Raw genomic sequence first — 26285 nt, 5'->3', positions numbered from 1 at the left:
GAAGATCGCTGAGGACCATGGCCTGGTCATCTAGGGCGCCGGATGGCACGGTACGGATACCGGCTTCTTCTTCGAGCCCGTGTTCCGCGTCAGCATTCCCGCTTCCGACGGCACCGCATTCAATCTCGAAAAAGACAGGTTCGAGTTCTTGGCAGAGCAATTCGGATTGGCCCCTTCGGACTTCGGACGCGAGTTCCGCACCGGAAGCGAACGGTTCCGGATCACCGGCATCGATCCAAAGCGGCCACGCTACCCGATCTCCGCTGAGCGAATTCCCGACCGCAGAGGGTTCAAATTTGCCGCCGAAAACGTCGCCATGCTCCTCCAAGCCAAGGAGAACAAGCCGTGACGTTCTCGGATTGTTAGCCAAAATCGCATATATGGAACGGCCCGCTTGGCATATTTCCTCATGTATTTCCCCAGTAAGGACGGTGCGGTCATATGTCCGGCCTGTTTTCTGGCCTTTCAGCCATGGCCACGATGAGATCCGCGGAGCAAATCGCCTAATCAGCTTCTCGCGCTGTAACGCGCTTGCGATTTTGCGGTCTGATTTGCTTCGGGATGTCGTCCCGTTGGCTCATCACAATTGGCACCTTGCCTGCCTTTCCGACTGGTAGGCCGGAAAGCGCGTTGTCTAAGCCTGGACGATCATCTTCGCTCCCCGATAGCTATCGCCTCGAACGAGAAGAGCCCAGATGATGCGCGCGATCTTGTTTGCGAGTGCGACAGCGATAACCTTGAACAGGCGGCGCAACATCATGGCCGCTATCCATGGTGATGGCTGGAGGCCACGACGAGCGAGCTTGAGGATCGACGTCGCTCCAGCGACAAGCAACGTTCGCAGTTGCCGGTTTCCGCGCTTTGAGATCGAACCTATCCGTTCTTTTCCTCCGCTGGAATGCGCGCGTGGAGTCAACCCAATCCAGGCAGCGAAATCTCGACCGGTTCGGAAGCCAGCGAAATCCGGTACAACTGCTCGAACGGTCGCGGCAATGATCGGCCCCACGCCGGGAATCGCCGTCAGGCGTCGAGCGCTGTCGTCTTCTCTCACCGCAAGGATTATTCGATCGAGCCTTTCAATGCGTGCCGTCACGGTCTCGATTTGCTCGACTAGCTGTGAGCTTTCGGGAGGTTGTCCATTCGGACCCGACCGAGGAGACTGGAGTTACCAGGCTTCAGCACTCACCGGAGGGTCCGAATGAAAATCCACAAGAATGCCCGTCTCACGCCGCTGCGTCGAGAGGAGATGGCGCTGTCGGTGATAGAAGGCGCTTTCTCCAAAGCCATGCGGCGCGCGTCTACGGCGTGTCGGCCAAGATCGTGGCGCGCTGGGTCGAACGCTATAAGGCCGAAGGGCGGGCCGGCATGATCGACCGTTCCTCGCGGCCCGCCCATATGCCACAGGCCACCGCTGCGTTGATCGCCGAGCGCATCATGGTGCTGCGCCGGCAACGCTGGACCGGCAAGCATATCGCCCATGAGGTCGGCGTCTCGCCTGCCACCGTCAGCCGGGTTCTCAAGCGTGCTGGACTGTCGCGGCTGAGAGATATCGAGCCGGCCGAACCGGTCCGGCGCTACGAGCGCGAGCACCCCGGCGAGATGATCCATATCGACATCAAGAAGCTCGGTCGTTTCGAGCGCATCGGTCATCGCATTACCGGCAAGCGCACCGGCAATGCCAGCTCGCGCGGCAGCAGTTGGGAGTTCGTCCATGTCTGCATCGACGACGCCTCCCGCATCGCTTTCTCGCAGATACTGCCCGACGAGAAAAAAGAAAGCGCCATCGCCTTCCTCAAGACTGCGGTCGCCTACTACGCCAGCCTCGGCGTCGCGATAGCCCGCGTCATGACCGACAACGGCTCCTGCTACAGATCGAAGGCTTTCGCCAAGGCCTGCCGCGATCTCGGCCTCAAGCACGTCAGGACAAGACCCTATACGCCCAAGACCAATGGCAAGGCCGAGCGCTTCATCCAGACAGCACTGCGCGAATGGGCTTATGCCATCGCCTATCCGACTTCAGATCACCGTGCCGCAGAGTTGCCGGTCTGGCTGCATCGCTACAATTGGCACCGTCCCCACGGGAGCCTAAAGTCCAAAACGCCTATCAGGCGCCTGGCTCTAATCGAGGACAACCTGTTGAGGCTCCACAACTAGCTCTTCCAAAGCCATTCGTGCTGCACCCGGCAATCTCAGGTCACTGTCGTCGCGCACCATGGCGGCAAGACTGATGATTCCGACCAGACCGGTCGCCCTGACAATGCCCAGTTCGGCAAGGTGAGCTCTCAAGGCATTGATTGCTTGAGTGCGCTGACGGATGAGCAAATCTCGTGTTTTGAGCACCATTCTGGGAGGTTCTGTTGCAACCTTTTGATTGCCAGCGCTGTGGCAAGGAGCCTTCGATCATTTCGAAGGGTTGCAATGTTCAAAGGCCGTCAGTTCGACCAATCCGTGATCCTGGTGTGCGTGCGCTGGTATCTCGCCTACAATCTGAGCCTGCGCGATCTTGAGGAGATGATGGCCGAGCGCGGCATCACGGTCGATCACACGACCATCCACCGCTGGGCCGTTCGTTTCTCGCCCTTGTTGCTCGAGGGTTTCAACCGGCGCAAGCGTGCCGTCACCGGCAAGTGGCATGTCGACGAGACCTACATCAAGGTCCGCGGCCAGTGGACGTATCTCTATCGCGCCATCGACACTGTCGGTGACACAGTCGAGTTTTGGTTCAGCGAGCAGCGCGACCTGCCTGCGGCCAAGCGCTTCTTCAGAAAGGCGCTTGAGCGTCATGGCCGACCGGATCGCGTCGTCATCGACGGGAGCCAGACCAACCACGAGGCGATCGTTTGCTGCGACATCACAAATCGCTTGCAGGATCGCTCCCGGCGCCGGCTGAAGCCGTTCCGCATCCGCCGGAGCCAGTATTTGAACAATCGGATCGAGCAGGACCATCGGCGTATCAAGCGGCGGGTCCGGCCGATGTTCGGCTTCAAATCGACGGCCACCGCCTGCACCATCCTTTCCGGCATCGAAATGATCCCCTCGATGCGCAAGCGACAGGCGAGGTACGCCTTCAATCCGAATCTGTCCCTGGCCGAGCAATTCGAAATCCTCGCCGCCTGATTGACCTCGCATCAGGCCTCTCTGCGCCCCTATTCAGCCGTTGCAACAAAACCGTTGAGCGCAATGCGGCGATAGGATTCATTCTCGGTCGCATGGGTGCCGCCGGTCGAGCAGGACGGCGACACTATGCCGGCAATGCAGGCGACCATCGCCTGGCCGTCGAGCAGGTATACGTCGTTGGCACCGTAGGCCGGCATGCCGTAGCCCGGACTTGCCCGTTCGATGACGTCAAAACCATCGAGCCCCCGGGCATAGCCGAGCCAACCCTGGTAGATGCCGCCGAGCTTGGTCTTGCGCGAGGAATTGTAGTGAGCGCGATCTGCGGCTCGATGCCATGGAAAGCAGGAGCATCGATGCCGATGGAATAGCCAAGATTGCCGTTGCCGGCCGCTTTCGGCAGATCCACCTTCGGAGTGCCGATCGCCTCGGGATCGCCGCTGCCGGTTGTCGTGGTGGTCGTGGCCGCTTGCTCCTCAGCGGCTTGTGGAGCGGCCTCGATATCGCTCGTCTCTGCCGCCGTACCTGATTTGGCTGTCTTGGCATCCTTGCTATCGGCTGCGTTGGCATCGGCAGGTTTGGCACCAACCTTGGCCGCTGCATCAGGGCTGCCGGCGGCGGCCGTTCCGCCCGGCGCGGCATCTTGCGCCACACCTGTCGTCGGCACCCCGGTGCCCGACGCCGATGTGCCTCCGCCATCCGCCGACTGCCCGCCGCCAGTGCGGCGCCGCCATTGCCGAATCCCCCCGGCGCGCTGAGTTGAGACGAAGTGCCCTGCGCTTCTTGCGCAACGGCATCTATCCCCGCACTTCCCCTAATATGACAAACGAAAGACGTTGTGCCGTCCGGAATTATCTGTCGTTGTCCGGAATTAATCCGGACTTCGGAGAGGCCGGGCCCATCACGAAAACGATCAATGACCTATGTGTCGAGCCGCCGCCGCGGTGGGAATCTGCGGGCTTCAGCGTCCGCCGAGTGCCAGCGGTAGTCGTTCGTTGAGGGTTACCAAACCTGTCGCAGGTGGGTTACCAATGCGCCTAATGAATGGCCTTAGGTTACCAATTGAGGCCGCAATTATCTCAATGAATCAGCGCCTTAGCGCCAGTTCGAAATTAATTGTCGTTGGGGCACAATGGTAACCCTGTTGACCGAAGGGCATTGGCCTATTCGAGCGAAAGCAGTGGGATATGAGCCATTTAGCAGTACAGCTGACGACAAATAATTCTGGACGCCGACGACAGATAATTCTGGACGGCACACCGACCATTGACCTTCCGCACTTCAAGCGAATTTTTTCGCCAGCGACGCCGACGAAGAGCGCGGTGAGCGACTTGCCGCCCAATGCCGACCAGCGCAGAAAACTCAACTGTGGTCAGCCACTCACTCATAGCTAGCAACCTGGCGTCGACGCGGGGCAATTCCTGAGAATTTTGTGGGGAAATGCTACATCGCGAACGTGTAGGCTATTTGACGATCGTCCCAGACCACCTCGCGGAGACAATATCAATGTCACCCCCGGCGAGTGCGGGCGCCACTCGCTCAATGAGGGTTACCAAACCTGTCGCTGGAGGTTACCAATGCGCGTGTTGGTTGGCCTTAGGTTCCCAATCGTGGCTGCAATAGCTCAATCAAAACATCCGCTTAAGGTCAGTCTGGAATTGATTGTCGTTGGGGCACATTGGTAACCTGCTGTCCAAAGGGCATTGGTCACCTCTTTGGGCGAAAGCGGCGGAATATCATCCACTTAGAAGTCTGGCCGACGACAGATAATTCTGGACTCTTGCCCCTCACGACGACAGATAATTCCGGACGTCATACCAGACTGCCATTTATGCGACTTTCGAAGCACAAACGGCGAACGTTGAGAGGGCGTTCTGTGTTTTGACGCCACTCGGCACGATGAGTTCAGGTTTATTGAGCGGTCCGTTCAGACGTCCTTTCCAACCCATCACCAAACGCCGCACGCCCGATAGATGCCCTACGAAGATCAAGCATCGTTCGGGGCGAGGCCGCCAGGCTCCGGATTCCTCAGGTCAAAGGCGGCAACCGCCCCTCGGCTCGTTATGCGTGTCCGCTCACCTCGCTTCCGCCGCGTGGTCGATAGCGTCGTTGCGGCCCGTGTCGCTCTGCGCTAAGCTCTGACCTGCTGGCCTGTTGGTACCTGCGAAATCGCAAAGCCGATGAGAACAGTCATGCGCCGCCTGCCTTCCGATCCTCCCGACCTGGCAAGGCGCCTGGACATTCTCCAGGGCCGGATCGACGACGGAACCATCGAGCCCTGGATGGCCGTCATGTTGGCCGAGCCGATCCGGCAGCGAGCCGCCCGCAGTGAACCATTGGCCTGCGAGGACCATGTGGCGCGGGCTGAAATCGAAAGCCTGTTGCTTGATCCGAACATGCTCGACATGATGAAGGCGCAGGGCCGTGGGATTTATATGCGGACCAGACCAGCGCCAACAGGCAAGCGGCCAGTCTGGCTGCCGCGCTGCTTGAGTTGAGCGGCGAGCAATCATTGAATGCCGCTCATTCAACAACGCCAGATAGCGACGAAACCGGGAGGCCAATGCAGCAGCGCCAGCATGGCCACCGGTTCGACGTGGCCGTTTCCTGTGCCGGGCCTGACCGGCAGTTTGTCCGCGAGGTCGTGCAGCGCTTGCTGCGCGCCGGCCTTGCGGTCTACTATGACGACAGCGAAAGCAACCGGGCATGGATGGTCGGGCGCAACCTCGAAGAAGCGACACTGCGCATCTACCGGGAAGAATCATCCTGCTGCGCCGTTTGCCTGTCGACGCACTACGCCGCGTCCAGATGGACGCGCGCAGAACTGGCGGCAGCACTGGAACGAAACGCTACGGACAGTGGCTATGTCCGACCGGTGCGTCTTGATGACACCGTGTTTTCCGAGATTCCACCAGCGCTGGTCTACCTTGACGCGCGTGCGGGGCGCATCCTTTCCGATCCGGTGCTGTTGTCGAAAACCTTGCCCAGGTCAACGCGCCGCTCGGAGGCGCTTCCAGTCGGTTCCGTCACGGAACTCGCAACGCTTTCCGAACAGGAACGCAAGGTGAGCGATTTTTTTTGACAGTGTCTTGCCTGCGAAACTGCGATGGAGCGGAGAAGCGACGACGGTGGCGAAGGGCACGGTCCATTTTTCCCTCGCCGGCAAGCTACAGCGCGACTGGCTGGTCCATCTGGCGCCGCCGGAAGCCAAGGTGATCCAATTGCCACCCGGTCAAAACTGGGATGCCGAGATCCTTCCGCCTTATTTGCGCATCCGCATCACGCCACGCGAGATGGCGAAGATGCTGGCTGGGGAGATCGACACGCGGCAAGCCCTGATCAGCGGCACCGTTGAAATCGCCGGCGATAAATCGCTCCTTGGGGAAGTCGGCCGGCTGCTGCGCGCGTAGAACGTGACCTGGCGGACTTCATGCTATCCGCACGCCGCGCAAGTCGTTACAGCTACAGCCCTGCCCGCCCGGCTCTGGAAGCTGTTGGAAAGCAGACACCCCGCAACAATATACTTGCACGGCATTTTTTTCCTGTGTAACGCCTAGTTGCAGCGGAGGGGATACGATGCCTGTAAAAGTCTTCATCTCTCACAAGCAAGAGGATAGCTATCAGGCGACCTACGTCGCGGAGCGTCTTCGAGCCGGGGGTCTCGACGTGTATCTTGACGTGATCGACGCCCAACTGCGCAAAGGCGGCCCGGAGCTCGCCGACTACATCCGCGACCAGCTGGCTCAGTGCACGCAATTGCTGGCGGTCATCAGTGCCAAGACGCAGGCCTCCTGGTGGGTGCCGTGGGAGATCGGGGTCGCCACCGAAAAGGAGCGATTTCTCGCCTCGTTCGTCGCCGACAACTCGCAGGTGCCCGAGTATCTGCTGAAATGGCCCTATCTCAGAACCAGCATGGATCTGGACAAATACATCAGCGAATCAAAACGGGCTCAGTCCCTGGTCGAGACACGCGTGCAGAAAGGCGAAGCAGACGCCCGCCGGACAGGCTTCCGCTCGTTCCACACGTCCTTGCGAGCTTCACTTGGGCAATAGAGGGTGGTCACTATGACGAGCAGGAAGGTAATCTTTGTGGCGTTTGCCATCGAAGACGAACGGCAGCGCGATTTCCTGAAAGGGCAGTCGCTGCATGCAAGGGCGCCCTTCGAGTTCATCGATATGTCGGTGAAGGAAGCCTATGAAAACGACTGGAAAGACAAGGTGCGCACGCGCATTCGCCGCTCCGACGGGGTGATCGCCCTTGTGAGCAGGAATTCGCTCACGTCAAGCGGACAGAAATGGGAAATCCAATGCGCGAAGGACGAGCAGAAGAAACTGCTCGGGATCTGGGCCTACGCAACGGATCGCACTGCGCTTGCAGGCGTGCAAACCCTGCCGTGGAGCGATACAAACATCGCCGGTTTCATCGATTCCCTGTGAACTGGATGCGCAAAGCCCTCATTGTCGGTATCGACCACTATGACCGCCTGCAGCCTCTTAAAGGCGCTGTGCAGGATGCCAATTCGGTGGCCGGCGCGCTCGCCCGACACGCCGACGGCAGCGTCAACTTCGCCACACCCAATGTGATGACGGCAAGCGGCGTCCATGATGCCGTAACCAGATCAGACCTTCGCCAGGCGATCCAGGCCTTGTTCAAGGACGATCCCGAGATCGCTCTGCTTTACTTCGCCGGTCATGGCTACGTTGACGAGACGGGCGGGTTCGTCTGCGCAAGCGACGCGATGGACGGCTTCGACGGCATACCGCTGAGCGAGGTGATGACTTTTACCCGCTCCTCGCGTGCCGCCAACAAGATCATCATCCTTGACAGTTGCCACAGCGGGGCGGCCGGGGACCGCGCGGGAAGTGGCGGCATTGCCGAAATCGGGCCGGGCATGACGCTGCTGACCGCCTCGACGGCCGATCAATACGCCTATGAAGGAGCCAATGGCGCTCCTGGCGTCTTTACAAATTTGCTGGTCGACGCCCTTAACGGCGCGGCGGCGAATCTGGTCGGTGACATTACGCCCGGCAGCGCCTACGCCCATATTGATCAATCGCTGGGTCCATGGGGCCAGCGCCCCGTTTTCAAGACCAACGTGAAGAATTTCGTCTCGCTCAGAAGAGCGGCGCCACCGATTTCGCTGGACGATCTTCGCCGCCTGGCCGAGCTCTTCCCGCAACCTGGTCACAATTTTCAGCTGGATCCCGCCTATGAGCCTGAGCGCCCGGCCCAGCCTGTGAATACAGCAGAAATTCCAGCCCCCGACCCGGCAAAGACCGCTGTTTTCAGAATCTTGCAGAACTATGTGAAAGTTAATCTGGTCAGGCCCGTCGACGCCGATCATATGTGGCATGCCGCAATGAGCAGCAAATCGTGCCACCTGACGGCTCTGGGTGAGCACTATCGCAACCTGGTCGCCCGACGGCTGATTTAGCGGTAGTGTTTGTCGATGACCAAAGCTCACCGCAACGACCTGGCCACCCTGATCGAAGAACTGGCTGCTCTCGAGCATGAGCGCTGGGCACACTGGCAGACATTCGTGCACTCGAAGGGCGAACGGTTGCCCGACGGCTCTCTCGTGCTTCCCGCGGATCTGGTTCAGCGTTGGGAGCGACAGATCGCCATGGCCTACGATGACCTAGCCGAACAGGAGCGTCAGAGCGACCGGGAGCAGGTGGAAAAGTACTTTCCGATCATAAGGCGCTGGCTGGCGTCCAGAGGGTATTCGGTTTGACAAAAGACTTCGAAACCTTCCGCGACCCGTTGCTCTCGCTTTTCCAGTCAGCCGCCGTCGATGTCGGCAAAAAAATGGACCAGCAATCCGCGTCGCGCGGCGGTCCACGCAGCCAGATCGCGTCTTCCGCCAAGAGCGACCTGGAGGCAATCGCCACATCGATCGCTCGACGCGAGCGCGGTGAAGAAGACGATGCAACACCTGCCGCACGCGATCTCTCAAAGCTCGGAATCGCACGCGCCTGCGCGGAATGGGGTCTGCGCTACCTCAAGGCCGTCGCCCTCGGCAATCAGGCCTCGATCCTCGCATTGGAAGACGAGTTCACCGCGGGAACCTGCGACCCGGCCTGGCTTGGAACGCTCAGGGAGTACAGGTCCTATTTCGACGCCAGCGGCAAGCGAAAGCCGATTCCGTATATCAGGCCGGCCCAGATCGGCGCCCAGGTCATCGAAATCAAGGCGGATGCGAGGATCGGGCTGCTCGCGGACTGGGGCACAGGCGCCCGTCCGGCCGTCGAGGTGCTGAAAGCGCTGGCTTCGGACCAGGCCGACGTCTTGGTCCATCTGGGCGATATCTACTATTCCGGCACGCCATCGGAATGCGCACAGAATTTCCTGCAGCTGATGAATCTGGTGCTTCGCCAGGCTGCGGCCGTGCCGGTATTCACGCTCTCCGGCAACCACGACATGTATTGTGGCGGTGTGGGCTTCTATGACCTGATCAAGCAACTGAACCCCTCGCCTCTCACGCAGCCGGCGAGCTTCTTCTGCCTACGGTCAGCTGACGAAAACTGGCAGTTGCTGGCGATGGACACCGGGCTGCACGACGACAATCCGTCGGGAATAGCCGACGCCTTGACCTATCTTGAGGATGACGAACTGGAATGGCATTGCGACCGCATCCGGGAATTTCCAGGGCGAACCATCCTGTTGTCGCATCATCCGCTTTTTTCGGCGTTCTCGGCCATCGGAGCGCCAGGTGCGGACGGAAAGAGGACCGCCGTCAATCCGAAGCTTTTGACAGCGTTCGAACGGCTCTCTGCCGAAAAGGCGATTGCTGCATGGTTCTGGGGGCATGAGCACAATCTGGCGATCTACAACCCGTTCGCTGGTCTTTCGCGCGGACGCTGCGTCGGTCACGGCGCCGTCCCGGTTTCGGTGCTCGACCAGATCTATGAGCCGGTTGGCGATTTGGGCGACACACCGACCATCATTCCCGGGACAGAACTCGGCAGGGGCCCGGGCGTCTACAACCATGGCTATGCCATGCTTGCCTTTCGTGGCAAGGCGTGCCGGGCGGAGTATTTCGAGGTGGCGGGCGGGAAGAAGAAGCTGATCTTCGGCGAGGACTTCGAATAGACCTCGCGCGTTCCTGCGCGGGCAACTATCGCAGGTCCCGACCGGCTCAGCCGAAATTGTCGAGCTGCACCACCAGAATCGCTGAAAAGACCTCGGCGACGAGCCGCTTGGCCTCGCCTGGCTGGATAACAGATAGGGCGCCGGGATCTCAAGGTCGTCGAGCACCTTGATTAAGGAGCCCCGGCGTAGATCATCGGCGTACAGGATGGAGCGTGCCGTTCCAAGAACAAGGCACCACACGTGATGGAAAAAACCTTGTCCTTCCCTCCGAAGGTCGGCTTCTTCCCGATACCGGTGAGAGGTACCGCGGCACTCGATATCCAATTAGGCAAAACCATAGCCTGTAAGGAGTTGGTGCACCCAGAAAGGGCTCAACTCAAAAAACTGTCGGGAAACCAACGCGCCATCAGGATGTATTTGAATTGGCTTCTCAGTTGTTACGTCATAGTAATTTAGAGAAACCTCCCCTGGCCAGGCAAAATCTGGTTCAAATGGTACTTCCGCGTACGGGTTAAAGTAGATGTGCAGCCCATCAAGGTGGCTCTCGTGATGAAACGAGGAATGCAGGATGTGCACATCGGACCCTATGATGTCGCTGCCGAAATCCCATCTTTGCGTCTTTAGATAGTTCATTTTGTCTACCTGAAATCGATGGACCCCGAGCTGCCACAATGGTGAGCCGAGCGGAATCCTGTCCTTCTCGATCGTTCGATAGCGGCTTGCCCTGACCAGTCTCTCAATCCTGCTTTCAGCGACTGCCTTGCCGAAAGTTCCGACTGTGGAGAAGATGACAGCGCTGATCTCCCTATAGGAATCGTTCGTGAAAATCCCCATTTCAACCGGCGCGCCGGAGGCCGTCGCGATCGATCTTATCCTGTCTTGCCTAAGCTCAGTTCCTTCGAGTACTGGTGCGCCAATTCCGAACAGGACCAGGTTTATCAGCTCGTTGTTCTGCATGAGGGATCGCATGTTGTCGAATGGCGCAACAGCAATGACGAACGGCCGGTCCTTGACGTGGGCTAGCGAGCAATAAGGATGCTTCTTGCCATCGCTCCCTTGGAAAATTTTCAACTTGTCTCTGATTTTTCCAACCAGCTTTAGGGCGCCACGATCCTTGAAACCTTGATAGCCGTAAGGTTGCCTTTCATCGTCGCCGGCAGGATGGTCTGATATTACCGCCTCGATGTTGAAATGATAGTTTTTCGGTGTCGTCACGACGAAATCTGGCGAGGACTTTGAATAATCCACGCTGCATCCCAGTTCACTCAAAACCTTGTTGAGATAGATCTCCCACATCGACGAATTGAATGTCGATTGAAATTCAGTGACGAATTTTCTCGCCTCCCCGCTCCTATCAAGCAAGCCCGCCGCCCAACCCTGAATGATTGGCTTTACCTTCGCATAGCATTCATTGTTTCGAATTTCGTGAAAGCTCTTGTGAAGTTTGCTGTCTGGCAATATCGGGTCAAATAATTCCATCATGCTGTGTCACGCCTAATCAGGATTTGAAGTCGTACTGCGGATGCTCGCTGCAGGATCAGACGGGGCTACCCGCGATCACGCCTGCGAAGAGTGTCTGGCTGCCCTTCTGCCAGAAATGGCATCGATCGCCTTTTGACAGCTCAGGTTTCCGTCGATCGCCGGGTTATCCGCAGTGTCGGAAGACCTCCAACTAGAATCGCGTTATTATCGTGCATTGGCGTTCTACGTACTAATTATTGGAATTTCGCAAGTGGCTAGAAATCATCGGATATTCATTTCCTTTGCCATCGAAGACGAATGGGCTCGCACGCGAATGGTGGGGCAAGCCAGAAACGAGCGCACGCCATTCGAATTCGTGGACATGTCTGTCAAGCGTCCTTGGGATGAGGCTTGGAAAACCCAGTGCCGAATTCGGATCAAAGGTTGCGACGGAATGATTGCAATGGTTACGAAGAACACCGTCAAAGCTGACGGCCAGCTTTGGGAGGTGCGCGCGGCGCTTCAGGAAGGGGTACCGGTGCTGGGCATTTACGCCACTCAGGACAACCGGCCGTATTTTTTGCCTTCCGAATTCCAATACGTGCAGGTCGTCGGCTGGACCTGGGACAACGTCAGCTCATTCATTGAGGACCTCTAGCATGGACCGGCGGGCTTTGATCGTCGGAATCGATCAATACGACAATTTTTCGCCACTCTCGGGCTGCGTGGCGGACGCGGACTCAATCTTGACCGTGCTTGCGCGCAACGAGGACAGATCGGTGAATTTCGACTGTCGGAAGTTCACGAGTACGGCGACGGATCGTATTACCCGACCGTTCTTGCGTGCGCGATGGAAAGAGCTGTTCGGTTCCTTCACCGGTGACGCCGTCTTCTACTTTGCCGGCCATGGCGGGCCGAGCCAATTGGGCGGCTATCTCGTCACTCAAGATGGAGAAGAAGACGACCTTGGCCTACCCATGAATGAGATCGTTCAACTGGCCAATGATTCGCCTACTCGCTCCGTGCTGATCGTCCTAGACTGCTGTTTCAGCGGCGCGGCCGGAAACTCTCCTAGCCTGCAGACCCCAGGACTCTATCAAGCCACCCTTCGCGAAGGCGTTACAATCCTTGCGGCATCGCGACCCACTCAAACCGCTGGCGAGATAGATGGCCACGGCCTGTTCACCGACCTTGTGCTGGGTGCGTTGCGCGGGGGCGCAGCGGATGTCAGAGGGAGGGTCTCCGCGGCGGCCATTTACGGCTACGTTGAATCAGCCATCGGGTCCTGGGCACAACGGCCGCTTTACAAGTCCCATGCCGCAAGGCTCGATCCCATTCGTCTGTGTTCGCCCAAAGTTCCGGATACGCTTCTGCGTGAGCTCCCTCATTTCTTCAGCACCAAGGACGCCCAATATCGGCTGGACATGAGTTACGAGGAAACCAACGGTGCCGCGAAAGCCGCAAATGTCGAGACCTTCAAGAAATTCAAGACGCTGCAACTCGCTGGCCTCCTCATGCCGAAACTCGGCTCCGACCTCTATTGGACTGCGGAGCGATCCGGATCGGTGGAGTTGACGGCCTTGGGGCAGTTCTATTGGCGGCTGGTCGATGAGGACCTGATTTGATCCGGGCGGGAGAGACCGGCCACCAAGCCGACGACGGCATGGATTGGCCTTGGGTATGCAAAAGCCTTCGTGACTTGCTTGTTGCATCCGACGGGAACGAGGCGGTGACCTTCCTGGCGAAAGCGACGGATCACCCGTTTGCGGAAGTGGCGCTGGCGCAAAGCCTGGGCCAGGAGTTTATCGGGCTGGGCCTGATAAGTACCGACGTCCGATGGGACGGTTCCAATTCATGAAAATTTTCATCTCCCATCAGCAGACCGATACCGCACTCGCCACCTGGATCGCGAAGCGGCTCTGGATATATCATACGATCGACTCCTATCTTGACGTCGTTGATCCTGAGTCTTCCAAGAAAGGCGATCAACTCGGCGAGCATCTCCGGGACGAGCTCGACAAGTGCGACCAATTGCTTGCAGTGGTGTCGCAAGCGACCAAGGGATCATGGTGGGTACCTTGGGAAATCGGTGTCGCAACGGAGAAGGACTACCCGATCGCCACGTACGCAAGTGATGACACCTCACTTCCCGAATATCTAAAAAAATGGCCGTATCTTCGAAGCCAGCAAGAGCTTGATATCTATGCAAGGATCTCCAAAACCGCGCATGATACATACGTCAACAACAAGCGCTACGTAACCGAGGAAGTGGCGCGCAAGAGCGGACGGCGCTTGTTCTATCGGCAGTTGAGGCAACTGCTCGGCCAGATCTAGACGGAGCGTCCGGGCCGATCGAAGTCCGTCTTATATGTAGTACTTGAACGGCAGCTTGGGCTCGCCCGTCTGCGGTGCCGCGAGGATCACGTCTCCCACTGCATCGGCAAAACGTATGGTCACCGGTAGTCGATCATTGTGCAGACATGAATTGAAGTTGATCTTCGTCAAGCCCATTACATCATTGAGAACCGTCTTCAGTTCGCACTCTCCGCGGTGAATGCGCACCTCTATGGGGTTTGGAGTTTCCGGCCCTAGATAAGTATCAACGCGGGGGGCGAATCCTGATGTCCAAAGAAACGCGCGACGCTCGTGCAGGATCAGAGCCGTTCCCCGGATGACCGGATATCGACCGGGCCGGTAGAGTTTCATACGGTCTTTGGCATCGGAAATCTGTACCCCGACGACGTTGGTGCCTGGAGCTGCCGCCTCGAAGCCCTTCCATTCTGGGTCCGCGAAGGAAGATTTGGCATGAATGAACAATTCGGTGGGAGCCCGTCCATCATGCATAAGCCTGTATTCGCCGACGACCATTTCCACCAGGTTGCGTGCCGCGTCCTCGCTCAGATGGAATTGCCTCGACTCGGAATGGAACCAAGGACCGAGCGCACCACGAAACACGACCCCCTCACCGCTCGAAAGAAACATCTGGGCTGCACAACAGGCAAAACGGTTATCGGAGCTGTTGTCTTGCCGCTTGTAGGCTAGACCGACATAGCAAACACCGGGCCTGACGTTGGCCAACTGCCATGGGCGCCCACCATCCTTGTAATAGGCTCCGGTCAAGATTTTCCACGCTATAGTTGCGGGATCCTCCAGCCGCCGAAGCGGCCGTCCGATTTTGTTCAGGAAATCGTTCGGAGCCAGGGTGGTTTCCCTGACGATCTGGGTGACGATCCGGTCCTTGAGCAGGCGTGCCTTTAGTTGGCGCCTGAAATGGGTGGCATACTGATAGATTTTCGCGGCTTCCAAATCCTCGGGAAAGAACGTCGGCTGCACCATCAGAGCCCTGGCAGCGGACTTCGACAGCTTTACCGATCCACGGACCCGGTCCGCCTTAGGCACGCTCGATTGCGGCCGGCCCAGCCTGTAGATTTCCTCGGGAATGACCACGAACCAAAAATTCGGAGGGGATTCTAGGCGATTGGCGGCTGCGACCAACGGGTCGACGTACAGATCCACAGTGGTTTTGATCGCCTCATTTCTGTTCTCCAAGCGAAGCGCACGAGACACGGCCGCGGGGTCGATGCTATCGATGACGTAAGGTGGTTGGTCGGGCCAGGCACTCGCGAAGGCAGCGCCATAGCCTGGAAACGGCACATGCTGCGGGTCGCTATTGGCGGCCTCTATGAACTTGCCGACCGAATTCATCCATTGACGGAAGCGAGCGACTCCCGCAGGCGTGCCGATCACCCCGAAGTTGATCGGTGCTCGTCCTCCATCGCCGGGACCAAACAGAAACAATCCGTCCCGCGGGTAGGCCATACGCTGGCCATAACGAAACTCAAGCATCGGCTCGTCGACATGAATGGCTCTCAACGTGTCAGTCCTCATCCTCGAGTATGTCGGCGTCATTCTCATCATCGAAGTCCGGCTCCTCGTCGGAGCTTGCGAGAATGTCGTACGTTTCCTCATCCTCCTGCTCCTCAGCGGTGGTCGCTTCTCCCTCCAGGCCGAACGGCACGTCGAATTGGACTGGAGGCAATTCAAGCTTGATGACGGCATCACCGCCCATATCGATGGACAACTCGGACGCATCGCCGGCGACCCATGCCAGATAGGCAAGCATCAGGTCGCGCCAACGATCATTACGCCAAGACTTGCACATGGTCCGGCGCATCTTGTGCATGCGGCTCGCGTCACCGACAGTCGACCTACCATCCACCGTAAAGATCACATGTCCGGATAGGCGAAAATGGATAAACGGAGCGGTAGCTGGCCATGCGCTGAGCCCATAATGCCAGAACACGTTTCGCGCCTTGGATTGCCCGACGAGTTGGCGGCGTCCAGATGGGCCGTCATCCCAGGCAAAGGCTTTCTTCTCTAGTCCGACCGTATCCCTTTCAGGCCACCACATGTATCGGCCATTTGCCATTTCCGTGGATCGCAACCCGGTGTGCTCGAGGCGTCGATCGAACCCTTTTCTCATCAGATCGACGAGATGGCGTCGCGCATCACCCACTTCAATACGATAGCCGGGCGCGCCTCTCGCAAGAAACTCCTCCGTTTCCACTATTCCTGTAATGCTTATGGGAAGATCGTCCCCGAAGTGTTCATGCAGTGACGGTGGCGAGGCAAAGCTGAGAAACCCGCGCCCCCTAGGCACCAACGGCAGTGAACAGCTCTCTATTGCGCGATCCTTGGCACCGATCGAAATCCCGCCAGCAAAGTCGTAGATTCGTAGATCTCGCGGTAAGGCCTTTACCCGCAGCCAATTCGATACTAACCGTTCGCTGGTCTCCACCACACTGCGCCCACCTCGTAGAGAAATCTCGCGCCAGATTTGGGAGCGCTCGGATACGCCTCGGCGCGGTATGCCAGCGGCATCCAAGGTTTCGAGCAGGTCACGCAAGCCCTGAGCCCACCCTTCGCCAAAATCGACGCGCTGGGCATGGACGATCTGGTAAGAGGAATCATATTCCGCTGTCCGCAAGGGAATAACGAAGCTATCGTCCTGAATTCCCTTACCGGTCGCCAGAGCAACACTGATTTCGTTTCTTACTCCTTGCTTGGCCACACTGACCGGGTTGGAGACGACTAGAACTTTTGCGGCAAGGTTACGGATCGCACGTTCAAGGATAACCTCCCAGTTATCTCCGCCTTTGAGACGAAATATATCCGCCCAAACGTCATAGCCCATGGCGTCGAGGCGATTTCCCAGCCATAGCGTGAACGCATTGTCTTCCGGCGTCGCGTGGCTGATGAAGATGCTTTCGCGGATCACATCTTGTGATTTGCCGGCGACAAGTGCTTCAGAAGCGAGAATTTCCACCAAAGTCTCCGAATCCGTTCAACATAAATGAGAATATAGCGAAACAACGCCGATGCCAGTCAAGGCAGCTAATTGATGCTGGGCCGGCCCACCAGTCAGAACGGCTGGGTGAACCGCCTCTCCGGAAGATCGCCGACCGTAACTCGGTGTTCCGAGGCGTTTGTGGAAACGATGTAGCCCATCACGCCTTCCTTTGATTTGACGAAAGCCAACATCGATTGCCCGCTAGGAAAAGTCATTTGCCCAGAAGCGATCTCCAAAGCGGCGCTCTCTCCGGCGTATCGATGAAGCGTGATCGGTCGCTCGATGACCTCGATTTCCAACGAGTATTTGAACGTGACATCTTCCACAGGCAAGCGCTGGCCCAAAGCGTCTATGACGGAAAACTCCTTCAAGGACACAACGATTTCACCGTTCAGCGCACGGCGGTTGGAGCTGTTGCGGATTTCGGGTGGTAAGTGATCCAGGATGAGGGATCGAGCGTCCTCACCGGTGTAAAGCGAGCCGTCCGCGCTATACACCTTCGAGGGATTAGCGGCCCTTCTGCCATCCTCCACCACACGGACAAAAACTTCGATTGCGGTGAAATTGTAGAACTGGCCCACGATCGTGACGTTGCCAATCCATTCGAAGGACTCGCCTCGGACAACTCCATACACGTCAGGTTCAATGCAGCAGCCTTTGTGCGGGCCGTGTTCGTAAAGCCGTTCGCAGAAACGACAATCCCGCGGTGGATTCCGGTCTTTTCGCATTTTTTAGCGAAAGCCTCGATCTGGGGAACACCTACCTTTCTTCCTTGGTCCCTGCATTCGATGGCGGTTATGCTTGGTCCGTGATGCGTATCGCGGACAATCAGGACATCATGTTCGCGAAGCCGTCCCGTGTCCTTGTCGCGCAAGCGCGGGGAGAACTCCACAATCACACCATCCCGGTGCGCGAGCATGCGTTCCAGATTAGCTACGAAAGCATGGAAACGCTGGCCTGGTCGTACGGTAGCTATGGTTTCTGGCACGGCAGCGATTTCAATTCAGATTGGTGCTTGCGGGCAGGCTCGCCGCGTGCAGGCGCAACACGATGCTAAGCGCATCCTTTGCAGGAACAAACGCGTGGTTGTAATCGAAAGCGTGCCAATCGATTTCCGTACGCGCGCCAAGTCTATCCTGATGGATCTTGTCCCGAACGGCTTTTGCGCCGCGCAGCTTGGCTTCGAAGCCGAGCGCGCCATGCGGGTCCGTCAACGTCACCAGAGCCCCAATCCAATCGTTCGGCGCGATCGCTGGGGCGGCGGCTCCATCGTTATTTTGATTACGAAGCCAAAGCGCTGAACCGATGCCCTCGCAGACCGAGAACACTCCGACACAGAACTCGAATGTCAACAGCTGACTGTAAGATTCAAAGAGTACCGCCTTCTTTGAAACCCGCATAGCATGCGGCACTATCAAGGCAGCTTTCATCTCTAGGCCGACGAGTATGTGTTTAAGGTTGGAACGTAGACGATTCTGGACTCCGGCGTCGAGGCCCGCGGGTATTGTTGCGTTCAGCCACGGCTCCCATGCAGCGGCAGTGGATAGGGGCTCCGCATAACCTGGGGGATCTTCCGGATACTGTGCAAGGTAGAACATTGCGCTCGCTCACTGCATGGGACATTTGTAGACAATATTGCACTGGCTGACTGAGAGAAAGTGCGTTGCATGCGAAGGCTTTACCCAACCTGCTCGACCAAAAGCGACCTCTACAGACTTCAGTTATGTAAAAGCAGTGGACGGCAATCCAAAATCTCAGTCGCGGGAATTCTACGATGCCTGCCACAACCCTGGCGAGGGATGATCAAGGTGATCCGAAAATCGAAGTACGACGGCAGCAGGAAACAGGTCTCCGCCAGTTCGATCAACAGATGGTCGGCCTCCAGGCGTGCGATCATGCTCTCTGCGGTTTCACGGTCCCGCGCCGACATCTTCGACGGATCGGGAGCGTCAAACATGTCTGGATGGTCGGCAATGTTGTAGTACTGGTTGCCGTAGTCGCGAGCGATCCCCCGCACCTCGTGGCGTTCGGTGCGAAGATTGAAACGCCCATAGACCACCGTCTTCCAAACATCGTCCGTACCTTTGAGCGGTTCGGCGCGATATTCGAGGTCCGGATTGACGTCGATGTGCGCCTTCTCGGGCGGGCGGCCACGAACGGCGCCAGTGCGTGTTTCGCGCAGTTTGTGGGTTTCCTCATCAAGATCGACGATTGGCCCCCGATCATCGCCCAGCGGAGTTGGGCGTCGCGGCGCACGAGCGTGAATCCCGCAATGACGAAGCGCTGGCTATCAGCATGCAAAAAGGCAAGGTCGCGGACGTCGCCGACGGGTGTGAAATTCAGGATGAGCCCGTCTGGCAGGCCCGCTAACGTGCGCAGCGCGTCCTCTCTACGATTCCCACTGGTCGCAAAATCAAAGAAATCCGAGAGCGAAAAGAGATGATCCTTTTCAGGCCGCAGAGCGAAGAAATGTACCGGCGGCTCGGCGCAAAACTCTAGGAAACTCTCCATTACGTTAAAGGTCGACGGCAATGTCAGCAATCCATGCCCCAATTGCCTGTCGTTGTACTCCATAAGGAATTCCCTGGTTTGCATGTCGATCGGATAACCTGCACCCGAAGGTTATCCGCAATCATGCGCTTGTAGGCGCTGCCAAGCGCCCGATTGATCACCTTCTTGCGCAGGCGGCGCTCGTTGCGGGGCAGCTTTTCGATCTGCTCGAGGACATGCTTTGGGAGCAGCCGGTGGTCCGGCTGCGCATGGGTGCCAAGCTCCTTCAAACGATCCGTGCGTCCCATTCCGATCACTTTCTAACTGTTTGCGACACTGCCGGGTTGGTTCGATACTCGACTTCCGACTAGCTTTTTCTGCGGTGAGAGTAATTCAGAGGGCTTCTATGTCGATGTGATTTCAGGACATGCGATTAAATTGTACTGCACACCCGAGCATGATTCTGGGAATAGTAGAAACTGCCGGACGGACGCGTCACCTTCGCCAATCCTTTCCCAAGGAGGCCAAACTCGCAGTCTCAGGCGCTTGCTATCGAAGCGCGGAGCTTCAGTATTTGACGAGATCCGTTCTCTTTGTGCAGGCTCAAAATCCTGCCGTTCGGCGGATATTTGACCGGAATCACTCGCGTGCCTAGGTTTTGGCATGTTTGAAATCACCGGTGACGACATCGCTCTTTTGAACGACGAGGACCTTCGGACCCTTGTCGCTCTTCTTTGCGAAGCGGAATTGCGCCGCCGTGGCCTGCCCGCTTCGGCCGTGACCTGGGGCGGCAATCAAACCGCCGCCGATGGCGGCCTCGACGTCCGCGTTTCCCTTCCCGCCGGAACGCCGATCGACGGGTTCGTCCCACGCGCCGCCACCGGCTTTCAAGTGAAGAAACCCGACATGCCCCGCGGCGAAATTCTCGCCGAAATGCGCCCTGCCGGAATGGTCCGCCCCGTCATTGAGGAACTGGCGACGCAAGCGGGCGCCTACATCATTGTCAGCGCGACCGGATCGACGGCCGACGGTGTGCTCGCCAACCGGCGCAAGGCGATGGCCGATGCGGTCAAGAACATTCCGCAACGTGATCAGCTCGCTCTCGATTTTTATGATCGCGGGCGCGTCGCGACATGGGTACGCGATCATTCAGGCCTCATCCCATGGGTTCGCGATCGCATCGGCAAATCCCTGTCAGGATGGCAACCCTATGGCTCTTGGGCGCACGCGCCTGCTGGCAGCGACGATAATTACCTATTGGATCACACATTGCGCATCCAGACCGACAGCGCGGAAAATGGTGGTGGGGTCTCCGCGCTCGCTGGCCTCGAGAAAATCCGGGATCTTCTGGGTCAACCCGGTAAAGTCGTGCGTTTGGTCGGACTTTCCGGTGTGGGGAAAACCCGCTTCGTCCAAGCACTTTTCGATCCAGCTGTCGGCGCGGGCAATCTCGACCCATCGCTAGCCATCTATGCCGACATGGCAGACACCCCTGATCCGCAACCGATCGCGCTCACCAGCAATCTGGCCGCCCGACGCGCGCGGGCGATCTTGGTCATAGACAATTGCCCGCAGGAACTGCACCGGCGGCTTTCGGAACTCATCCGTACCGCCGGCAGCACGATCAGCGTAATCACAATCGAATACGACATCCGGGAGGACGAACCCGAGGGCACCGAAGTTTTTGCGCTGGAACCGTCGTCGCCCGATCTAGTCCAGAAACTGATCAGCCGGCGCTTTGCGTCGATCTCCGATGTCGATGCACAGACCATCGCCGAATTCTCAGGCGGAAACGCTCGGATCGCCTTGGCACTCGCGGCAACGGTGGGCAAGAATGAATCGCTTGCCGGACTAACTGACGACGGCCTTTTCCGGCGGCTGTTTCAACAACGGCACGAGCACGACAGCGAGTTGCTGCTCGTAGCGCAAGCTTGTGCGCTGGTCTTCTCGTTCGATGGCGAATCGGTCGCTGGCGACGAGTCCGAGATCGCTCGCCTGGGTGGCCTGGTCGGCAAGACCGCTGCCGAGATTTTCGCCGGCATCGCCGAGCTTCGCCGCAGGGATCTCGTGCAGCAGCGCGGAATATGGCGAGCAGTGCTGCCGCACGCCATCGCAAACCGCCTCGCCGCCTTGGCGCTACAAAACATTCCTTGGCCAACCGTTGAAGCCCAACTCGTCAACGGAGCGTCGGAACGGCTGCTCAGATCATTTTCGCGGCGCGTCGGCTACCTTCACAGCAGCAAGGAAGCGGTTGCAATCGTTGAGCGCTGGCTTAGTCCTGACGGCTATGTGGCTGACCTCGCCAACCTGACTGGGCTCGGACGGGCAGTCCTTGAAAACATCGCACCGGCGGCGCCGGCGGCCGCCCTCGATGCTATCGAGCGAGGGGCTCGCGGAACTCAGAGCGATACAATGCGAGAAAACGGCCGGCATCTCCTGCGGCTTCTGCACTCACTTGCCTACGACGCCGAATTCTTTGATCGGGTGGTAGCCCTCCTGGCAAGCTTCGCCCGCCCGGGGGCCGATGGCGCGACCGATGAGGTGTCCGACGCCGTGGAATCCTTGTTCTACCTCTATCTCTCCGGCACCCACGCCGGCATCGATCAACGCATCCGCGCTGTAGACACCTGGCTGCGCTCGGCAGATCCGGCCGAGCGGCTGCTAGGCATTCGAGCGTTAGGCGCGATGCTCGAGGCCTATCACTTCGCGTCCTCATACAATTTCGATTTTGGCGCGCGGTCGCGTGATCACGGCTACTATCCGCAAACGGATGCCGAAGTGCTCAATTGGTTCGAGTCCGCGCTAAACGTTGCCGGAACGCTTGTAGTCGCGAACCCTCCGGCAGCTCCCGCCATCCGCGCCCTACTGGCGGAGAAGTTCCGTGGGCTATGGACGTCGGCTAGCGCATTCGACGCGCTCGAACGGACGGCCAAGGCGATCGCAGCCAAAGGCTTTTGGCGCGAGGGGTGGATCGCTGTCCGTCGGACGCAAAAGTTGGACGCTTCTGCAATGCCCGTTGATATCGCCGCGCGCCTGGGCGGTCTCGAGAGGATTCTGCGGCCTGCCAATCTCATCGAGCACGTGCGAGCGATCGCCATGAATCGCAGAGGGATCGGCAGCCTTGACCTCGATGATATCTATGGCCCCGATGACGACATCGAGGTGGAAAGCGCGCGCAACGATCGCATCGTATTACAGCTTGGAGAAGACCTGGCGCGTGACGCGGATGCCTTTGCCGTCTTGCTTCCCGAACTCGTTAGCGCCGAAGGGCGGCTATGGCTGCTGGGGCGCGGTATGGCCAATGCGGCGCCTGATCGCGGCGCTCTATGGGGCGCGCTTGTCGGTGAGTTGGCGAAGACACCGGAATCCAACCGGAATGTTCAGGTGCTGCGTGGAATTCTAAATAGGATTGCTGAACAGGATGCGGCCGCAGCTGATGGGCTTCTCGACGCCGCTTTGCTGCATAACACATTGGCGCAGTGGTTCCCGATCCTGCAATCCGCCGTGCCGATCAATTCACGAGGGATGGCGCGTCTCCGACTATCGCTCGCAAGCAACACAGCCCCGATCGCTCAGTTTCATGTACTGGCCTGGGGCCGCGTGACCGATGGTATCGACCCACGCGAGCTGGCCGATCTGATCGTGACGATCGCCGACAAAGCCGGCGGCTTCGACGTAGCTATTGAAATTCTTTCGATGCGCTTTCACGCTGATCGCTCAAAAAAGTCCGAGCCGTCGCCGGAGCTTCTGGAAGCCGGGCGCGAGCTTCTCCGGCGTACCACCTTCGGCGACAAGGATGACCGCGAAGACCACCGGTTGGGACGAATTGCGCTGTCATGCCTGGTTGGCGATGACGGGGCCTCGATAGCTTGCAATCTCGTCGGAAGGCTTCTGGAGGCTACAAAAGAGCACAAGACCCAAGCTTATTATCACGACGATCTGGTGAAGGGCGTTGTGAAAGCACAACCGGTTGCCGCCCTCGACGGGCTTTTTGGCGGCGATGCGGCGCTGCGCAAATCCGGCGTGCGAGCTATTGAAGACATGAGCCATATGCATGGCAACCCGATGGATTCTGTACCGGATCACGTCCTCCTTGCATGGTGCGAAGCCGACGCAGCAATTCGCTATCCCGTTGCCGCCGCGACAATCACGCTGTTCCGCCGGCCGGAGGAAAAAACGCCGCGGCAATGGACCCCTGCGGCGCGGCTGGTGCTGGAAAAGGCACCTGACCGTGTACAGGTCTTGGCCGAATTTCTACGGCGGTTTCGGCCACGAACGTGGACGGGCTCGCGCGCTGCGATCATCGAGACGAACGCGCGTATGCTGGATGAGTTGGATTTTGGCGGTGACACCGCCGTGATCGACTTTGTTCAACAAGCGAAGAAGGGCCTTGTGGAAGCGGTTGCCGAGGAACAGCGGTGGGAGACACAGCGCGACCGCCGCCGAGACGAGCGTTTCGAATGAACCGCTTCTTGCCCGAAATATGCTACAAATTTCGGACAACGACGGCGCCAAGAAATCCTGGCCCTTTTGTGCTTAAACAGTCAGCCTATTGAGGCAGCTGCGAACACCCGCAATGGACAGGGCTACTCGATCTCGACGTCGGCGTTTCTATGATGAGATGAAAACTCGGGCATGATATCGCCGGCCAGCAGCTTTTCCTTCGACAGCAGCCCGGCGTCCTCGAGCGCCTCGAAATCCGGCAGCTGGCGCAGCGTGGCGAGCCCGAACTGCGACAGAAAATTTTTGGTCGTCACATAGGTGTAAGGCGCACCCGGCTGCGGGCTGCGCGGCCCCGAGGCGATCAGTTGCTCAGCGCGCAGCACGCCGATCAAATCGCGCGACACCTCCTTGCCGAAAAAGCTCGACAGCTCGCCGCGCGTGATCGGCTGGAAATAGGCAATGCACATCAGCACCAGCGCCTCCGATTGCGTCAGCTCTTTTGGCCGCTCGCCCGCTGCCGTGCCGAAGGCGGCGCGGATGGCGTCGCCAAAGATTTTCTTGGTCCGGTGCTGCCAGCCGCCGGCGACCGCGACCAGCTCATAAGGGCGGCCGGCGAGCTCGGCGCGAATGTCGTCGATGATCAGCTCGAGATTGCAGTTTTTTCCCACCACCCGCGCCAGCACACTACGGGTCACCGGTTCATTTGCCGCAAAGATCACCGCTTCGACGCGGCCCATCCACTCGCGCCAGCGCAACTCTGGCGGCAGGTGGTCCAGCTCGGTGTCGAGCAGTACAGGCTGTTCGTTCGGCTTGCGGCGGGCGGACGCTTCGCTCATCGCTACAGCCCGAACAGCCGGAAAGTGGTGCGGCCGGAAAGCTCGCGCACGGCCTCCAATTGCTGCAGCCGGTCGAACAGCCGCCGCGATGCAAAGCGGGAAAGGTTTTTGGTTGTCAGCGAGCCCGAAACGGCGTCTTCACTGAGCAGAAGAAAGATTACGTCGCCGGCGCCCTTGGCGCGCAGTTTTGGCGCCAGCGCCAGGATTTTTTCGGCACAACGCGACAACTCGGCGGCCAGCCGGCAGGCCTCTGCCGCCGCCGCCACCAGCGCCAGGCAAACCGCGCGTTCGAATCCGTCTTCCCCGGGTCGGATGCGCTTGCCGCCGCCGGCGCGAAAAGCCGGAGCAAAGACCTGCGCCATCAGCAGCGGCAGCGGCCGCGGCCAGCGCAGGCTTTTTGCCAGCACCAGGTCGGCGAGCCACCAGGCAAAAAGCTCGGAGTCAGGGCGCATGGTGACGACGTGAGCGGCGATTGCCGCGGCGGCGAACGGCGCCGGCCCCTGCGATCCCGCCAGTTTTTCGATCTCCGCGGAAAGCGCGGCGAGCGCCGCGTCGTCCCAATGGAGCCCGAGCTGCTCGACGATGTTTTCGAGCCGATTGGCGCGGGCGGCGGGCGGCTGCGCGGCCAGCTGCCGCCAGGCGCTATAGACGGCTCCGGCGGGACCGGGATCGGCGCCGGCCGGGCGAAGCTGCCAGGCGTCGCGCAAGCCGGCTTCATCCTCGGCGCGGCCGGCCAGCCGCATGCTGGCGGCGGCACATTTCAGCGCCAGCCGCTGGCGCCAGGCGCCGGCCCAGCTGGCCTGCGCGCGGGCGAGCGTGTCGAGCGCGCCCAAGGCAGCGCCGGCCCGGAAAGCGGCGTCGGCGTCGCTCAGCGCGCCGGCGCTTGCAAGCGCCCAAGCCGGAACGGTCGGCGGCGCAGAGGAGCTGGCGGTGACGGGATCGAGGCGAATCATGGTTTCGAGGGTAAAGCGACCGTGCGGTTTGCGCCATCATTTTCGCGCCAAAACGCACAGCCCGTCGCTCATAAATAACGAATGATAATGTTGCATTATCAGTCGCTTAGCTCTATTGCTCTCACTTGCCGCAGGTTAGCCGTCTAACATTGCTCTTCGGACACCCGCACGGCGGTTCGGTGCAGCCACTCACGTCCCCGTCTTCTCGTCGCGACTATCGCGGTACCTGGAGTTGGTCACGGCGACCGGCTTCCGCGACACCTTTCGAAGAGGCCGAGCGGATCACCAACTCTAAATCCCGCGTCATTGCCTATTCTATAAACCCTCCGTCAAGATTGCAGCGGCCAGAAGCCACCCCAGCCTAGTCATCCAGCGCCCGCCTAATCGTACCTGAAACATGCTGGCCGTCGGATTTGCACGGGGCTGCCAGTGGAGCGGCGAGTGAAAGAGCATACGAAGTAGGGGCGCCTCTAATATGTGACAAAGGATCGTTAGGTGATTTGCATCACGGGTCTTCCAGCAGGGATGCGGGCCAGCAACCCTAT

The 26285-nt window shown here is 58.9% G+C and carries 26 protein-coding genes and 3 pseudogenes; 16 read left to right on the top strand and 13 right to left on the bottom strand.

What is annotated here, in order from left to right; translation table 11 throughout:
* Window positions 1–79: 79 nt before the first annotated feature.
* Window positions 80–349: a hypothetical protein gene (locus AC0L2D_RS08215; RefSeq protein ID WP_245267560.1), complete on the top strand. Its 270-nt coding sequence runs from the start codon at window positions 80–82 to the stop codon at window positions 347–349.
* Window positions 350–634: 285 nt separating this feature from the next.
* On the opposite strand, the pseudogene AC0L2D_RS08210 reads toward AC0L2D_RS08215, so the two are convergent.
* Window positions 635–1117 (bottom strand): annotated as a pseudogene (locus tag AC0L2D_RS08210) (IS110 family RNA-guided transposase); the annotation flags it as partial.
* 81 nt (window positions 1118–1198) lie between these two features.
* Here AC0L2D_RS08210 and AC0L2D_RS08205 point away from each other — a divergent pair.
* Window positions 1199–2154: pseudogene (locus tag AC0L2D_RS08205) on the top strand (IS481 family transposase).
* Here AC0L2D_RS08205 and AC0L2D_RS08200 read toward each other — a convergent pair.
* Window positions 2119–2343 carry a hypothetical protein gene (locus AC0L2D_RS08200; RefSeq protein ID WP_473540791.1) on the bottom strand — a complete coding sequence of 75 codons (225 nt, stop codon included), beginning with the start codon at window positions 2341–2343 and terminating at the stop codon, window positions 2119–2121. The pseudogene AC0L2D_RS08205 and the gene AC0L2D_RS08200 overlap by 36 nt on opposite strands.
* A gap of 75 nt (window positions 2344–2418) precedes the next feature.
* Here AC0L2D_RS08200 and AC0L2D_RS08195 point away from each other — a divergent pair, with 75 nt between their 5' ends.
* Entirely contained in the window at window positions 2419–3117 is a 699-nt protein-coding gene (locus tag AC0L2D_RS08195) for an IS6 family transposase (protein WP_473540761.1), read from the top strand.
* A gap of 29 nt (window positions 3118–3146) precedes the next feature.
* Here AC0L2D_RS08195 and AC0L2D_RS08190 read toward each other — a convergent pair whose 3' ends face one another.
* Entirely contained in the window at window positions 3147–3314 is a 168-nt protein-coding gene (locus AC0L2D_RS08190; protein WP_473540760.1) for a hypothetical protein, read from the bottom strand.
* A 1992-nt stretch (window positions 3315–5306) separates the two neighbouring features.
* On the opposite strand from AC0L2D_RS08190, the gene AC0L2D_RS08185 reads away from it, so the two are divergent.
* From AC0L2D_RS08185 to AC0L2D_RS08150, 8 genes are all read left to right on the top strand, one after another.
* Window positions 5307–5612, top strand: coding sequence for a hypothetical protein (locus tag AC0L2D_RS08185; RefSeq protein WP_473540759.1), 306 nt, complete (start codon window positions 5307–5309; stop codon window positions 5610–5612).
* On the top strand, window positions 5609–6196 hold the full coding sequence (locus tag AC0L2D_RS08180) for a TIR domain-containing protein (protein WP_473540758.1): 588 nt from the start codon (window positions 5609–5611) through the stop codon (window positions 6194–6196). Before AC0L2D_RS08185 ends, AC0L2D_RS08180 begins: the two co-directional genes overlap by 4 nt.
* 7 nt (window positions 6197–6203) lie before the next feature.
* Window positions 6204–6524 (top strand): SCP2 sterol-binding domain-containing protein, encoded by a 321-nt coding sequence (locus AC0L2D_RS08175; RefSeq protein ID WP_473540756.1) that lies wholly within the window; start codon window positions 6204–6206, stop codon window positions 6522–6524.
* 166 nt (window positions 6525–6690) lie between these two features.
* On the top strand, window positions 6691–7167 hold the full coding sequence (locus tag AC0L2D_RS08170; RefSeq protein WP_292519461.1) for a toll/interleukin-1 receptor domain-containing protein: 477 nt from the start codon (window positions 6691–6693) through the stop codon (window positions 7165–7167).
* A 36-nt stretch (window positions 7168–7203) separates the two neighbouring features.
* Window positions 7204–7551 carry a TIR domain-containing protein gene (locus AC0L2D_RS08165; protein ID WP_473540755.1) on the top strand — a complete coding sequence of 116 codons (348 nt, stop codon included), beginning with the start codon at window positions 7204–7206 and terminating at the stop codon, window positions 7549–7551.
* Window positions 7552–7556: 5 nt separating this feature from the next.
* On the top strand, window positions 7557–8549 hold the full coding sequence (locus tag AC0L2D_RS08160) for a caspase family protein (RefSeq protein ID WP_473540754.1): 993 nt from the start codon (window positions 7557–7559) through the stop codon (window positions 8547–8549).
* A 15-nt stretch (window positions 8550–8564) separates the two neighbouring features.
* Window positions 8565–8849 carry a hypothetical protein gene (locus AC0L2D_RS08155; protein WP_473540753.1) on the top strand — a complete coding sequence of 95 codons (285 nt, stop codon included), beginning with the start codon at window positions 8565–8567 and terminating at the stop codon, window positions 8847–8849.
* A complete protein-coding gene (locus AC0L2D_RS08150; RefSeq protein ID WP_473540752.1) occupies window positions 8846–10207 on the top strand; it encodes a metallophosphoesterase family protein in 1362 nt (453 codons plus the stop codon). Before AC0L2D_RS08155 ends, AC0L2D_RS08150 begins: the two co-directional genes overlap by 4 nt.
* A 324-nt stretch (window positions 10208–10531) precedes the next feature.
* On the opposite strand, the gene AC0L2D_RS08145 is transcribed toward AC0L2D_RS08150, so the two are convergent.
* Window positions 10532–11689, bottom strand: a complete 1158-nt coding sequence (locus AC0L2D_RS08145) for a hypothetical protein (protein ID WP_473540751.1) — start codon at window positions 11687–11689, stop codon at window positions 10532–10534.
* Between the two features lie 172 nt (window positions 11690–11861).
* On the opposite strand from AC0L2D_RS08145, the gene AC0L2D_RS08140 reads away from it, so the two are divergent.
* From AC0L2D_RS08140 to AC0L2D_RS08130, 3 genes are all read left to right on the top strand, one after another.
* A complete protein-coding gene (locus AC0L2D_RS08140; RefSeq protein WP_473540750.1) occupies window positions 11862–12326 on the top strand; it encodes a TIR domain-containing protein in 465 nt (154 codons plus the stop codon).
* A 1-nt stretch (window position 12327) separates the two neighbouring features.
* Window positions 12328–13293, top strand: a complete 966-nt coding sequence (locus AC0L2D_RS08135; RefSeq protein ID WP_473540748.1) for a caspase family protein — start codon at window positions 12328–12330, stop codon at window positions 13291–13293.
* A 229-nt stretch (window positions 13294–13522) separates the two neighbouring features.
* Complete coding sequence (locus AC0L2D_RS08130; RefSeq protein WP_473540747.1) at window positions 13523–14002, top strand: toll/interleukin-1 receptor domain-containing protein; 480 nt, start codon at window positions 13523–13525, stop codon at window positions 14000–14002.
* 30 nt (window positions 14003–14032) lie between these two features.
* Here the strand turns inward: AC0L2D_RS08130 and AC0L2D_RS08125 are convergent, their stop codons facing one another.
* The 6 genes and pseudogenes from AC0L2D_RS08125 to AC0L2D_RS08100 all read right to left on the bottom strand — a co-directional run bounded on the left by AC0L2D_RS08125 (window position 14033) and on the right by AC0L2D_RS08100 (window position 19077).
* Complete coding sequence (locus AC0L2D_RS08125) at window positions 14033–15541, bottom strand: argonaute/piwi family protein (RefSeq protein ID WP_473540746.1); 1509 nt, start codon at window positions 15539–15541, stop codon at window positions 14033–14035.
* Window positions 15542–15545: 4 nt separating this feature from the next.
* Window positions 15546–16994 (bottom strand): toll/interleukin-1 receptor domain-containing protein, encoded by a 1449-nt coding sequence (locus tag AC0L2D_RS08120; protein WP_473540745.1) that lies wholly within the window; start codon window positions 16992–16994, stop codon window positions 15546–15548.
* Window positions 16995–17089: 95 nt separating this feature from the next.
* Window positions 17090–17599: a hypothetical protein gene (locus AC0L2D_RS08115; protein WP_473540790.1), complete on the bottom strand. Its 510-nt coding sequence runs from the start codon at window positions 17597–17599 to the stop codon at window positions 17090–17092.
* Window positions 17600–17673: 74 nt separating this feature from the next.
* Window positions 17674–17937: pseudogene (locus AC0L2D_RS08110) on the bottom strand (restriction endonuclease); the annotation flags it as partial.
* A gap of 79 nt (window positions 17938–18016) precedes the next feature.
* The gene (locus AC0L2D_RS08105) at window positions 18017–18616 is read right to left on the bottom strand and encodes a hypothetical protein (RefSeq protein ID WP_473540744.1); all 600 of its coding nucleotides are present in this window, start codon (window positions 18614–18616) and stop codon (window positions 18017–18019) included.
* 119 nt (window positions 18617–18735) lie between these two features.
* A complete protein-coding gene (locus AC0L2D_RS08100; protein WP_473540743.1) occupies window positions 18736–19077 on the bottom strand; it encodes a hypothetical protein in 342 nt (113 codons plus the stop codon).
* Between the two features lie 152 nt (window positions 19078–19229).
* On the opposite strand from AC0L2D_RS08100, the gene AC0L2D_RS08095 reads away from it, so the two are divergent.
* Window positions 19230–19388: a hypothetical protein gene (locus AC0L2D_RS08095; protein ID WP_473540742.1), complete on the top strand. Its 159-nt coding sequence runs from the start codon at window positions 19230–19232 to the stop codon at window positions 19386–19388.
* A gap of 164 nt (window positions 19389–19552) precedes the next feature.
* Here the strand turns inward: AC0L2D_RS08095 and AC0L2D_RS08090 are convergent, their stop codons facing one another.
* Window positions 19553–19816, bottom strand: coding sequence for a hypothetical protein (locus AC0L2D_RS08090; RefSeq protein ID WP_473540741.1), 264 nt, complete (start codon window positions 19814–19816; stop codon window positions 19553–19555).
* Window positions 19817–20171: 355 nt separating this feature from the next.
* Between AC0L2D_RS08090 and AC0L2D_RS08085 the strand changes: the two genes are divergently transcribed.
* Window positions 20172–23972: a hypothetical protein gene (locus AC0L2D_RS08085; protein WP_473540740.1), complete on the top strand. Its 3801-nt coding sequence runs from the start codon at window positions 20172–20174 to the stop codon at window positions 23970–23972.
* A gap of 122 nt (window positions 23973–24094) precedes the next feature.
* Here the strand turns inward: AC0L2D_RS08085 and scpB are convergent, their stop codons facing one another.
* Both scpB and AC0L2D_RS08075 read right to left on the bottom strand, forming a co-directional pair.
* Entirely contained in the window at window positions 24095–24787 is a 693-nt protein-coding gene (gene scpB / locus AC0L2D_RS08080; RefSeq protein WP_473540739.1) for an SMC-Scp complex subunit ScpB, read from the bottom strand.
* Between the two features lie 2 nt (window positions 24788–24789).
* Window positions 24790–25740, bottom strand: a complete 951-nt coding sequence (locus tag AC0L2D_RS08075; RefSeq protein ID WP_473540738.1) for a DUF1403 family protein — start codon at window positions 25738–25740, stop codon at window positions 24790–24792.
* Between the last annotated feature and the right edge of the window lie 545 nt (window positions 25741–26285).

Source organism: Mesorhizobium sp. WSM4833 (assembly GCF_055811095.1).
The sequence above is the reverse complement of the archived record's forward strand: the minus strand, read 5'-3'. Positions and strand labels throughout refer to the sequence as shown.

Excerpts from the sequence above, each read along its gene's own strand:
- AC0L2D_RS08200 (WP_473540791.1), bottom strand. The coding sequence starts at position 2,343 with ATGGTGCTCAAAACACGAGATTTGCTCATCCGTCAGCGCACTCAAGCA.
- AC0L2D_RS08195 (WP_473540761.1), top strand. The coding sequence starts at position 2,419 with ATGTTCAAAGGCCGTCAGTTCGACCAATCCGTGATCCTGGTGTGCGTG.
- AC0L2D_RS08190 (WP_473540760.1), bottom strand. The coding sequence starts at position 3,314 with ATGCCGGCCTACGGTGCCAACGACGTATACCTGCTCGACGGCCAGGCG.
- AC0L2D_RS08185 (WP_473540759.1), top strand. The coding sequence starts at position 5,307 with ATGCGCCGCCTGCCTTCCGATCCTCCCGACCTGGCAAGGCGCCTGGAC.
- AC0L2D_RS08170 (WP_292519461.1), top strand. The coding sequence starts at position 6,691 with ATGCCTGTAAAAGTCTTCATCTCTCACAAGCAAGAGGATAGCTATCAG.
- AC0L2D_RS08160 (WP_473540754.1), top strand. The coding sequence starts at position 7,557 with ATGCGCAAAGCCCTCATTGTCGGTATCGACCACTATGACCGCCTGCAG.
- AC0L2D_RS08155 (WP_473540753.1), top strand. The coding sequence starts at position 8,565 with ATGACCAAAGCTCACCGCAACGACCTGGCCACCCTGATCGAAGAACTG.
- AC0L2D_RS08145 (WP_473540751.1), bottom strand. The coding sequence starts at position 11,689 with ATGATGGAATTATTTGACCCGATATTGCCAGACAGCAAACTTCACAAG.
- AC0L2D_RS08135 (WP_473540748.1), top strand. The coding sequence starts at position 12,328 with ATGGACCGGCGGGCTTTGATCGTCGGAATCGATCAATACGACAATTTT.
- AC0L2D_RS08130 (WP_473540747.1), top strand. The coding sequence starts at position 13,523 with ATGAAAATTTTCATCTCCCATCAGCAGACCGATACCGCACTCGCCACC.
- AC0L2D_RS08105 (WP_473540744.1), bottom strand. The coding sequence starts at position 18,616 with ATGTTCTACCTTGCACAGTATCCGGAAGATCCCCCAGGTTATGCGGAG.
- AC0L2D_RS08090 (WP_473540741.1), bottom strand. The coding sequence starts at position 19,816 with ATGGGACGCACGGATCGTTTGAAGGAGCTTGGCACCCATGCGCAGCCG.
- AC0L2D_RS08085 (WP_473540740.1), top strand. The coding sequence starts at position 20,172 with ATGTTTGAAATCACCGGTGACGACATCGCTCTTTTGAACGACGAGGAC.
- scpB (WP_473540739.1), bottom strand. The coding sequence starts at position 24,787 with ATGAGCGAAGCGTCCGCCCGCCGCAAGCCGAACGAACAGCCTGTACTG.
- AC0L2D_RS08075 (WP_473540738.1), bottom strand. The coding sequence starts at position 25,740 with ATGATTCGCCTCGATCCCGTCACCGCCAGCTCCTCTGCGCCGCCGACC.